Source organism: Variovorax sp. P1_H2, assembly GCF_056405295.1.
In genome coordinates this window covers 1-10,952 of the sequence record NZ_JBFUCJ010000165.1, presented here as the reverse complement: position 1 = coordinate 10,952, position 10,952 = coordinate 1, and the positions used below count along the sequence as shown (strand labels likewise).

Annotated in this window: 8 protein-coding genes; 3 read left to right on the top strand and 5 right to left on the bottom strand. The window is 65.2% G+C overall.

Annotation, left to right across the window (positions count from 1 at the left end):
* Together AC1D2E_RS32765 and AC1D2E_RS32760 are read right to left on the bottom strand one after the other, a co-directional pair.
* Positions 1-704: patatin-like phospholipase family protein (locus tag AC1D2E_RS32765; RefSeq protein ID WP_478201271.1), on the bottom strand; the 704-nt coding region annotated here is incomplete at its 3' end.
* Positions 705-728: 24 nt separating this feature from the next.
* A complete protein-coding gene (locus AC1D2E_RS32760; RefSeq protein ID WP_478201270.1) occupies positions 729-1,595 on the bottom strand; it encodes a hypothetical protein in 867 nt (288 codons plus the stop codon).
* A 9-nt stretch (positions 1,596-1,604) separates the two neighbouring features.
* Between AC1D2E_RS32760 and AC1D2E_RS32755 the strand changes: the two genes are divergently transcribed.
* From AC1D2E_RS32755 to AC1D2E_RS32745, 3 genes are all read left to right on the top strand, one after another.
* Entirely contained in the window at positions 1,605-1,781 is a 177-nt protein-coding gene (locus AC1D2E_RS32755) for a hypothetical protein (protein WP_478201269.1), read from the top strand.
* 253 nt (positions 1,782-2,034) lie between these two features.
* Positions 2,035-5,763 (top strand): AsmA family protein, encoded by a 3,729-nt coding sequence (locus AC1D2E_RS32750; RefSeq protein WP_478201268.1) that lies wholly within the window; start codon positions 2,035-2,037, stop codon positions 5,761-5,763.
* 639 nt (positions 5,764-6,402) lie between these two features.
* Positions 6,403-8,277 carry a potassium transporter Kup gene (locus AC1D2E_RS32745; RefSeq protein ID WP_478201267.1) on the top strand — a complete coding sequence of 625 codons (1,875 nt, stop codon included), beginning with the start codon at positions 6,403-6,405 and terminating at the stop codon, positions 8,275-8,277.
* 112 nt (positions 8,278-8,389) lie between these two features.
* On the opposite strand, the gene tnpB is transcribed toward AC1D2E_RS32745, so the two are convergent.
* The 3 genes from tnpB to AC1D2E_RS32730 all read right to left on the bottom strand — a co-directional run bounded on the left by tnpB (position 8,390) and on the right by AC1D2E_RS32730 (position 10,748).
* Positions 8,390-8,629: an IS66 family insertion sequence element accessory protein TnpB gene (tnpB, locus tag AC1D2E_RS32740; RefSeq protein WP_478201266.1), complete on the bottom strand. Its 240-nt coding sequence runs from the start codon at positions 8,627-8,629 to the stop codon at positions 8,390-8,392.
* A gap of 586 nt (positions 8,630-9,215) precedes the next feature.
* Positions 9,216-9,560: a hypothetical protein gene (locus AC1D2E_RS32735; RefSeq protein WP_478201265.1), complete on the bottom strand. Its 345-nt coding sequence runs from the start codon at positions 9,558-9,560 to the stop codon at positions 9,216-9,218.
* A gap of 696 nt (positions 9,561-10,256) precedes the next feature.
* Positions 10,257-10,748 (bottom strand): PTS sugar transporter subunit IIA, encoded by a 492-nt coding sequence (locus tag AC1D2E_RS32730; protein WP_478201264.1) that lies wholly within the window; start codon positions 10,746-10,748, stop codon positions 10,257-10,259.
* Positions 10,749-10,952 lie beyond the last annotated feature (204 nt).

Sequence of the window (10,952 nt, the reverse complement as noted above, 5' to 3'; positions counted from 1 at the left end):
GGGGAGAGCACCACGGGGACAGCAGACGATGCCGCGGCGGCTCGGGACAGTGGCACGGCATCGAGATCCGAGCACAGCACGTTCCATATGGCCTGAGTGAACGGCATCCGCGTGCCGGTCGAGATGTCGGTGGCCGACACGATGATGAACGGGCCGTCGCCGCGGTCTAGATCGCCGAAGGTCGCACCGTTGAACAGGATCTCGTCGTAGTACGCGGCCGCCAATTCCGAACGGCCCCACCCCGTCGACCACAGGTTTCCCCAGTTGATCGGATTCAGCGCACGGGCGAGGAGTTCGCCCTGCACGTTGCGCTTGAGGAAGCGTTGTTCGTAGTCGGTGAACAGCCTGTCGCCGTAGAGCCCGTAGGCCAACGCCGTGAAGCTGCCGCCCGAAACACCGGTAATGACATCGACGCCGTCGAGCAGACGAACTTTGCTGCCATTCGGTGCGATGACTTCGGTGCGCCGCAGGAACTCCAGTACGCCATACGAGAACGCAGCTGCGCGCGTGCCACCGCCCGAGAAGGCCAGGACGACCAGGTTCTCCTGGCTCTTGAAGTGCTTCTGGCGCGTCTGAAACGTATATCCCGCATTCGCATCGACCTGCGTGATCGGCGGGTTGATCGGACGGGTGGCGCAACCGCCCAGCAGCAGGGCGAATATCGCCAGCACCGTGCTGACGAATTTGGGTGTGCTCGTTTTCATGAATTCAGTGCTTTCACGGTGCGACTAAAAGTGGTAAGTCATCCCGATGGCCGGTCCGCTGAAATTCATGCTCGAGATCCGCGATCCGGACTTGAAGTTGTAGTCCAAGTATCGCCAGGTCGCGCCAACCGCGCCCCAGTTGAACTGGTAGCCCAGACCGACGATCGCTTGCCAGGTGAGCTGGGACTGGCCGGTGCCGACGTCGACGTAGTACGGCACGAACCACTTGCCGTCGCTGCCGATGTTGAAGCGCCCCTTGACGCCGACGATGGCGTCCCAGTTGCTCGCGTTCAGCGTTGCGGACCCGCTTCGAGGCAGCAGCGGTTGCCCGGCCAGGCTGCCGTTGAGTGACCAACCGAGGGTCTGCTTCAAGTCGAGCAGCCGTGCTCCGAACACGAGATCGGCCGATCCTTCGGGTTTGGTGGCAAGGTTGTAAGTGCCGGCGACCGTCCAGATCCACGACTTGACATCGAGGCTCAGGTTGGCGCTCACGTCGACCGGCGGCTGCGCGCTCCCGAGCGTGAAGTCGCGGGTGCCGTTCTTGCTGCCGCCGATGTCGGCGTATACGAGGTCCGTCAGGACGCCCCACTGGCCCTTTCTGCCTTCGAGAGTTCCCATGAACGCGAACTTGAGCGCACCGACGAGCTTGTTCGCATCGACGTCGAAGCTCGGCCCGCCGCCGGGAACGCGGAACGAGGTGGAGCCCCCAAGGGCCGGGAGCCAGCCGTAGACGGCCACGTCCCACTGCCACGGGTCGCTCGCGGCCTGCGCCAGCGCGGCAACCGGCGCGAACCCCGCCAGGCCGAAGGCGAGCAGGCAGCCTGCGGTACGGACGGAAGCACGATCTTGCTTCGTTGAGTCTCCGGAGTCAGACGGTCGATAGCGTTTCATTTGCCTTAGTTGTCAACCGCAATCGTCGCTGCGCTTGGAACGCCTGAACTGCGCGCCAGGCTCATTGCCCTGGGCCTTGAACCTACCGGCACCACGCCCGAGCAGCTTGCATCGATCATGGCGGCCGACACCGCGCACTGGGCGCAGATCATCAAGGCAGCGGGGTTCAACGCCCGCCGGCAGTAGCTGGTGTTCCATGCGAGCACGTTCGTCAGCAACGCAAGGGCGCCCGCGATCTCGCGCATCTTGACCGGGCGGCGCATTCCTATGAATCAGGTTGTTGCTCTCGAGGTCGCTCGAGTGCTTCTGTTCGACGCCGAGCTTCTTCGAAGTAGATGCTCTGAGCAGCAAAGCGCAGGTCGCGCTCCTTCGCTACGATGACGGCACTTCGTTCGTCATCCACCCCGCGACCCGATTGCCCGCCTCCCATCGCCCCACCATGACCACACCCGGGTCGCCATGGCGTCGACGCACAACCAAGTTGCTGCTGTGGGCGACAGGGCTGCTGCTTGCCGCGGCTGCTGGCGTGATGCTCTTCCTGAAGACACTCGACGCCGAGGTCTACAAGCGAGCGGTGGAGCGAGAGCTTTCATCCGTTCTGGATCGGGAGGTGTCGATAGGCAGTCTGTCGTTCGACCTTGCCGTGCGACCGACCTTGTCCGTGCGCAATCTGCGCATCGCCAACCCTCCCTGGGCATCGCGACCGGACTTCGTGACCGCTGCGAGCGGCGAGGCGCGCGTCGATCTCATCGCCCTGTGGAAGGGACGGGTCGAAATGCGCGCCGTGCGCCTGGAGGGCGTGGACCTGCTGCTCGAGCGCAATGCGCAGGGCGAAGGCAATTGGCCGTTCGGCACGCCCGACCGGGGCACCCCGCGCGCGGCATTGCCCGACTTCGGCACCGTGTCGCTGGCCGACGTCCACATTGGCTGGCGGCCAGGCGGCGGCGCCGTCGAGCAGCTTCGTGTCGATACCGCCGAGGCCACGATCAGCGACGGCGTGCCGTTCCGGGTTCAAGCGCTTGCCGACTATCGAGAAACTCCGATGCAGCTCACGGTGGAGGCCAACGCCTCGCTGCAGGCTGCACTCAACGGCGAGCCCTGGCGCCTGTCCGTCGGCCTGCGCCCGAAGGGCGCGTCCCTCACGCTCGACGTGCGGTTGGCATCGATCGCGTCGCTCGAGGGCGTCGAACTCGGCATCGAGGCGACGGGCGAGCATCTCGACGCGTGGTCCGGCGTCCTGGGGCGGACATTGCCGGGATGGGGCCCCTATCGTCTGTCGGCGCAGACTCGCTACGTACGAGGCAGCCTGCAGGTCGAAGACTTGAGTCTGTCGCTCGATGGACTGCCCATGCAGCCGTCGCGCCTCGAGATCGGGTCGGGCAAGGCTCAGTTCGGCGCGAGCGTGGACACGCGGCTGACGGTCGAGGGCAAGATCGGTGAAGCGGCGTTCTCGCTCGAGGCCAGCAGCGCGCCATGGCTTGAACTGCAAAAGATCGATGGCGTCGCGCCTCTCACGCTGCGCGCCGAGCTTGCGGGCTTCACGCTGAGCGCCAATGGGAGCATCACGCCCGCGGCCGAAGCCACGGACTTCGACCTGGCGCTGACCGCCCGGGGCGACGCGCTGGCGCCGCTGCGCCTGCTTGCGGGCCTGCGCCGGAGCCAACCCTTGCCGGTGGATCTTGCGGCGCACGTGAGGCATTCCAAGGAAGGCTATTCGGCCAGGAACATCCGTGGCCGGGTACTCGCCTCGGCGGTGTCAGGCGATCTCGCGTACGCCAGCGCACCGCGTGCGCTGCTCAGCGGGGCGCTGAACCTCGGCCGGTTGGACTTGAATCAGCCCGATGTCAAGGCGCTCGAATCGGCCGCCCCCGAGTCACGATCACGGGACGTCTCCGGTGCGGGTGCGCCGGCGTGGCTCCAGCGCGTCGACGCGGATCTTTCCCTGCGGATTGCAGCCATCACCGGCCTGCCGGTCCCGGCCAGCAATTTGTCCGGCCGGGTGCGCTGGCGCGACGACGCAGTTCGGCTGCAAGGGCTTGCCGCCACACTGGCCGGCACGGTGGTCACGGGAGACGGCACGCTTCGCTGGCGCGATGGCCGGCCGCAGATCGATGGCCATGCGAGCATTGCGGTGCTCGACTTCGCCAAGCTCGGCGGCAGCGTGGCGAAATCAGGAGCGCGCAGTGCATTCGACGATCCACTGCCGCTGGCGCCGCTGCGTGCGTTCGATGCCAGGCTGGATGTCGACGTTGCCCGCATTGCGGGCGCACCGGTGCCGATCGGCAAGGTGGCTGCGCTCGCGAATCTGCGGGGCGGCAAGCTCGCCATCGACCTGACATCCGCCACGGTCGCCAACGCTCCGGTGCAGGGCCATGTCACGGTCGATGCGAGCGGGCGGGCATGGCGCGTCGATGCCAACGCGAGGGCCGACCGCATCGACGTGGCGGCGCTGCTGCGCTCGCCGAATCGGCCGGACACGGCGAGCGGCGCGATCCAGGGACTGCAAGTCCTGTTGGGCTCGCGGGGTACGAGCGTGCGCGAACTCATGAAGCAGGCGAAGCTTTCCGTTCGCACCGCTCCCTTCTCCCTTGCGGTGGGTCGCGACCGCTCCCCGGTCCAAGTGCAGCAGGCGAACATGGAGGTCGAGCCGGGAGGCCCGGTGCGCGCGAGCGCGGTCGGCCATGCACTCGGCGCGCCGATGGATTTGACGGCGGTCGCCGGGCCGCTGGCCGAACTGCTGAACCCCGAGACCGCGTGGCCGAAGATGGAAGCGAATCTGCGCACGGCTCTGGACGGCGACACACTCCACGTCCTTGCGACCAGCGGGCCGCTGCAGCGTCTGATCGGCCTGCGTGACGTGCCGCTGGCGTTGCAGGCGACGCTGCCTGGCGCGCGTGCCACCCTGGAAGGCAACGTGAGCAACCTTGCGGCGCCCACGGGCACGCGGCTCGCCGCGCGGATCGAGATCGACAACCTGGCGCAGACGGCGACGAGGTTCACCGCTTCGCGCCTGCCTGCCCTCCCGTTCAGCGCCTCGGGACGGGTCACGCTGGGAGACGGGGAGGTGGCCGTCGACGATCTCAGCGCGCAGGCCGGCAAGTCGGACGCGGCCGGGCGGCTGCGAATTCGGTGGCGTGACCGGCCGGATCTGTCAGCGGATCTCACGTCCAGGCTGATCGATGCCACCCAGTGGGAAGAGCCCACGCCCAACGAGACGCCGGTGCTGGACCGGCCCATCCGCATGCCGGCCCTGCTCTCGCGCGACGCGCAACTGCGGCTGCGCGCCGAGCGCCTCCTTTTGCATCGATACGACCTGGCGAAGCTGCAAGTCGATRGCACGCTCACGAACGGACTGATCCAGGTGTCGGCCGCAGCGGCCGAAGGCGAGCTGCGCGGGGAACTGCGCCTTGATCTGCGCCAGGAAGTGCCTGGTGTGGCGTTGCGTCTGTCGCTCAAGAATGTCAATCCTGAGGCGCTGTATACGGCACGCGTGGAGCCGCCGAGCGGGGCCGCCACGCCGCCGCTGTCGATGAGCGCGCAGCTCGCCGGCGCCGGTACCACGCTGCGCAACATGCTCACGGCCGGGCGCGGCGAGTTCCTGCTCACCGCCGGCGCGGGCACCTTGCCCATCAACTCAGGCTATGGCTTCGAGAGGATTGCCGGCAACCTCCTCCTGACGCTGGTGCCCGGCCGCAGGGCGGCGGACCACGCCCAACTCGAATGTGCGGCTGCGCGCTTCACCATCGCCGACGGCGTGGCCACCTCGAGCGACGGTGTCGCGCTGCGCCTGAAGCATCTGGACATCCTGGGCGGTGGCGCGGTGAACCTGAGAACGAGCGAGATCCTGTTCGGGTACCGGGCGGTGCGACGCGAGTTCTTCCGCTTCAGCTTGCTGGGCCTGACGAGCGGCGTCGCGAAAGTCACCGGAACGGTCAGCAACCCGACTGTTGAACTGGACCCCAGCGGCATATTGATCGTGGGGACCGCGGCCTGGGCCACCGCGGGGGCGTCGCTGTTGGCGGGCGACTTGTGGCGCAAGCTCGAGTCGACCGCCAACCCCTGCGCCCGCATCGCTGCCGGCGCCCAACTCTCGAGCGCCCCACTCGACGTGCTGATGCGATCAGCGCCATCGGTCAACTTGCCTTTCCCCCAATCGGTCAAGCCCTGATCGGGGCGCCCAACGCGCCGATGCGCAGATCGATGCCTACATTCGACAATGCGCCTCGCCTTGAGCTCGCCGATGCCACGTGCGCGCCCGTCCGCCAGCGCATACTCGCAATGGATGACCGCTCTTGTCCCGAGCGGACACTGAGGGGCTCTTCGTCGATGTCTGTGATGGCCGGGACCGCCTGTTCCCGGGGCGAGCTGACAGCTGCCATTGGACAACCAAGCCATCAGCCCGAAGAACCGCTGCCGGGTTCGGCTGCGAACTCACCGTCGCGGCCAGGAACGGACCTTCACCAAGGTCCGCTTGGCTGCAGTCCAGTTGCCTGTCTGAGTGCGAGCGCGCAACAGCTTTTCGCTGAAGGCGACGGGTAATGTGTGCCCGGCCCGGGCATCCGCCAGGAGGGCTCCCCATGTGTTCGAGCGCTTCGACCGCGGCTCGAACGCCCGCGCCGAACGCACGCCCGGCGTGGGGCTCGGCCTCGCGATCTCGCAGGCCATCGCCGCCTCCTAGGGCGGACGCATCGATGCCTCGAATGCAGCGAGCGGCGGGGCCGTCCTTGCCTTGAGGTTTCCACGAACTCGTTGAACGTGGCCCTCCATGGCATATAACCGCAGCTTCGACACAAATGGGATTCTGAACATGCATCCACCTCGGCAGAGCCTTGGAATTCTGACGCTGAGCGCGCTGGGGGTTGTGTATGGCGACATCGGAACGAGCCCTCTGTACACCATGAAGGAAGTGTTCAACCCGGCCCATTCGCTCGGCCTCGATGCTGCGAACATCATCGGCGCTGTTTCAACGATCCTGTGGGCGCTGATGATCGTCGTCACGCTCAAATACGTTGTGCTGATCCTGCGAGCCCACAACCGCGGCGAAGGCGGCATCATGGCGCTGACCGCCCTTGCCGCCAAGGCAGCGGGGAGCACGCCCAGGCGACACACGCTTCTGCTTCTGATCGGCGTGCTCGGCGCGGCACTCTTCTATGGCGACGCCGTCATCACGCCGGCCATCTCCGTGCTGGGGGCCATGGAAGGACTCGAGACGATCACGCCTGCGCTCAAGCCGTATGTGCTGCCCATCTCGACGGCAGTGATCATCGGACTGTTCCTTGGGCAACGCTATGGCACCGCGGCGGTCGGCAAGCTGTTCGGTCCCATCGTCGTCGTGTGGTTCGCCGTCCTCGCCATCACCGGCGTGGCTCAAATCGTCCAGCATCCAGCCATCCTGACGGCCATCAATCCGTTGCGGGCCATTGAATTCATGCAGGCGCGCGGGTGGCACCTGTTCGTCGTCATGGGTGCCATCGTCCTGGCGCTCACGGGTGCCGAAGCGCTTTACGCAGACATGGGACATTTCGGCAAGAAGCCGATTCGCCTGGCCTGGAACACCTTCGTTCTCCCGGCGCTGGCGCTCAACTACATGGGACAGGGAGCCCTGCTCATGAGCGATGCCACCGCGCTCGAGAATCCATTCTTTCGGCTCTTTCCGACGTTCTGGCTGATTCCCGCCGTGGTGCTCGCGACACTGGCCTCGGTGATCGCATCCCAAGCCACGATCTCCGGTGCCTATTCGCTGACCAAGCAAGCGATCCAGCTGGGCCTGCTCCCACGCATGCAGGTGCTGCACACCTCCGAACAGGAGTTCGGGCAAATCTATGTGCCGCTCGTCAACTGGATCGTGATGGTTGCGGTGCTGCTTGCGATGGTGGGCTTCGGAAGTTCTTCTGCGCTCGCGTCGGCCTATGGAATCGCCGTCACGATCACGATGTTCATCACCACCTGGCTCACCTTCTTCGTGGTTCGGCATGCATGGGGCTACCCCCTGCCGCTCGCCTGGGCGGCGACCGGCGCGTTTCTATTGGTCGATGCCGTGCTCGTGATCTCGTGCGCGCTCAAGTTCTGGCAGGGCGGCTGGTTTCCGATCGTCCTCGGCAGCGTCATCTTCGCGGTGATGGCGACCTGGCGGCGTGGCCGCGAGCTGCTGATCGAACACATTCAGCAAGACGACCCGGATCTGCTGCCTTTTATCAAGGCGCTGGTCACCGACGGATCGGTACGCCGCACGCCCCGAACCGCGGTCTATGCCGTGGCCAATCCGGATACGGTGCCGCAGGCCTTGCTGCACAACCTTAAGCACTACCAGGTGCTGCATGAGAAGAACGTGATTCTCACCGTGCGCTTCCAGGAAGTGCCGTTTGTGCCGGAGGAAGAACGCCTGCAAGTGGAGCCTCTGGTCGATGGATTCTGGAAGGTGCAGGTGAACTATGGCTTCAAGGACGAACCCGACGTCCCGCGTGCATTGAGCCTTTGCGAGCGTGACGGGCTCAAGGTCGATCCGGCTGCGATCTCCTACTTTCTCAGTCGGGAGATCGTGATCCCCACGCACGGACCCGGGATGGCTCAGTGGCGCGAAGCCTTGTTTGCCACGATGTCTCGCAATGCCAGCAGCGTCGGGGATTTCTTCCGACTCCCTCACAACGCCGTGATCGAGCTGGGGACGCGAGTGCAAATATAGAAGGTGCCCCCGATGCATTCCTGTTCGTCCGCGCAGTGGCTGCGTCTGCATGAAATTTTGCGCAGTCACACATGAGGGGACGACTCGACGACACACGACATTGCGCAGACCGCTACCTGGTTGCAGCCGCAGGACATCCTCTTCGACGCCGAGGTCCGTGAGCGGTCGAGTGCACTCGAGGTCGTGGCCGCGACGATCTGCCGCGCCGGCCTCGAAAGACGAAGGCGTGGCCGCAGAACGGGTTCGCCGCGAACGCAGTCTGCACCATCGCTGCCAAGCCGTTGAATCCCTTCCTCATGTCGGTATGGCCAGCGACGATCCACACACGGGTGCTCGACGGAAGGCCGATCATCGCGGTGCGTTCAGCGTCTGAAGCACATAGCGCACGCTGGCCTCGTCGACCGTGCCACACAGGCCGCCAACGTCGATCTCGACGGTCCCTGCGCTCTGGCGGGGCGCCGCTGTCGTCGGCGCGGACACGGGCGCCGCTGCGGTTCGGCGCGCTCGCACGCCAGGGACGGCAATTCCAGGCGCTGCACGGCACCGATACGCCGGGGCCCGACCGCGCCACTTCTCCTAAGCCCTGAACACCTTGACGGGCCAAGCGGGTGCGCCAGTGCGACACGGTCTGCACGGAGACATCCGTCGCCTGTGAGATCGCCGTCGTCTCGCCCGTATGAGCCATCAGCGCAATCTGCGCTCGAACAACGGGTCGGTGCTCGGCGCTGCTTCGGCGCGTCAACAACTCAAGCGCCTTGCGATCTTCTCGAGACAGTTTGATCGCCCGCGCTTGTCGTCCTCGACTCATGCATCGAAAGTTGCTTCAACATCTACATTGACTACCGGAAAGCCGCCGCGCCGCGCTCAACGCGAAGAACCAAGCGACGCCCAACGGCCCAAAGAAGGAAGCGAGCGCGCAGAGCACGCGCACCAGGAGATCATCGGCCATGACACAGTCCGCGCCGCGCCAGGTGATCTCGCCACGTGACCAGTCGACCGATCTCGCCCGAGGGAATGGCCTCGATCAAGCCATGCAGAACCTGGGCATATCTGGCGAGCGGCAGCCGGATCATCAAGCGCACCCGAGGTGCGTCGCTTTCCTGCGAGTTGCGCTCGTTGAGAAGTGGCTCGCAGCGCACCACACCCGCGTCGGCGCAGCGTGCGACGACCTGACGAACGCTTCGCGCTTCGCTCGACGCGACGGCGAGGTCGAGCACATGAAACGGAGTGGCGTTCGTTGTGCGAAGTTGACCAGGGTGCTCTCGGTATGCGGCATAGGCCACGTAGATTCCTTGTTGTTGAGACGATGACGATTGTCTGATGGTGTCCGTAAAAATGTGGAAGAGAGTGCGCAAGTTGGTGAAAACAAGGCRTATCGACCACCGGACGCGTGCAGATATTTATGCGACGACCCGCGATCTTTACGCCAAGTTGATGAGCAGCTCGGTACGCTTACCGCTTCAGCTTCGCTTCCTATGTCTTCATGAAAATCGCTGTCACAAAGACACGCGCAATTGCGTCTCTCACTCAGAAGAACCCGCTCCATCGTCACCTTGACCAGGACGCCCTTCCCCGAAGCAATTCGGAGCGTAGTTGTCGAAGCAGTGATACGAAACCGAGTCTCTGGTCCCGATTCTCGGGATGGGTGTACGCGGCTCGACAACCGCAAGACATGACGCTTGAATGGTCCTGCTGCGGAACTCCCATGCGCGATCCCAKCGAGGCCTATCTGGGTCGTGTCGACTCGTCGGAGTTATCGATCAGTTCGTGCGCGCACTGTGGAATGCTCTGGCTGGGCGTCCGGTCGGTGGCGACGACCGTGATGCGGACTGAACCTTTGTCTCGCACGGACGCAGAATCCTTTCTCGCGGCGGCCCCTGGAATTGAGCGGCGGGCGATCATGCGGGCATGGTTGCAGCGACGTCTGCAGCAAGCAAAGGCGCCTTGAGCGGCTTGCCTCCGGATGGGCGCGACCTTGGCTACGACCAGGCAGAAGTCAAGCGCGCGATCCCGCTCCGGAAGGCGTCTGCGGCCGCTGTCGCATCCGGCGCGCGATCGAGCTGCGTGCGGAAACGGCGGTCGGAAAATAGCCGCGCGACCAGTGCGAGCAACTGGAGATGATCGTCTGTCGCGCCATCTTCGGGCACCATGAGGACCAATAGCTGGGAAACTGGCCTTCCGTCCGGCGCATCGAACGCAATGGCGTTCCTGGTGTGCATGAACAGTGTGATGGGCTGCACGATGCCGCCCATCCGTGCGTGCGGGATCGCGAATCCGTCGCCGAGCCCGGTCGATCCGGCCTGCTCACGCCGCCACAGTGCGCGAAAGACTGGCGCCGGGGCGAGCCCATGAGCGCTGCAAATTGCCGCCGCCACGACCTGGAGCGCATGCGACCGGTCTCGGACGTCGATGTCGAAAAGGATGTCCCGTGGCTGCAACCAGGTCGCGATCCGCATGATGTCGTTGGTCATTGTTTCGTCTCCTTGCCGTGTGACTCCTCATGCTGCGCGCAAGAGGTCCATGCATCAAGCCGGACGGCCCAGTGGCTGCGCTCGGTTCATCCTATCCTCTCTACAACGTCTTGGTCAGCATCACGATGAAGCGGGTCGCGTTGGGCGAGAAGGTGGTCTGGCCGACCGGGCCGATGGGCGTGGGGATGCCCGGGCTGGAGACCA

Bases quoted from the DNA above. Each gene is read 5' to 3' on its own strand.
- AC1D2E_RS32760 (WP_478201270.1), bottom strand. From the start codon at position 1,595: ATGAAACGCTATCGACCGTCTGACTCCGGAGACTCAACGAAGCAAGAT.
- AC1D2E_RS32745 (WP_478201267.1), top strand. From the start codon at position 6,403: ATGCATCCACCTCGGCAGAGCCTTGGAATTCTGACGCTGAGCGCGCTG.
- tnpB (WP_478201266.1), bottom strand. From the start codon at position 8,629: ATGATCGGCCTTCCGTCGAGCACCCGTGTGTGGATCGTCGCTGGCCAT.
- AC1D2E_RS32730 (WP_478201264.1), bottom strand. From the start codon at position 10,748: ATGACCAACGACATCATGCGGATCGCGACCTGGTTGCAGCCACGGGAC.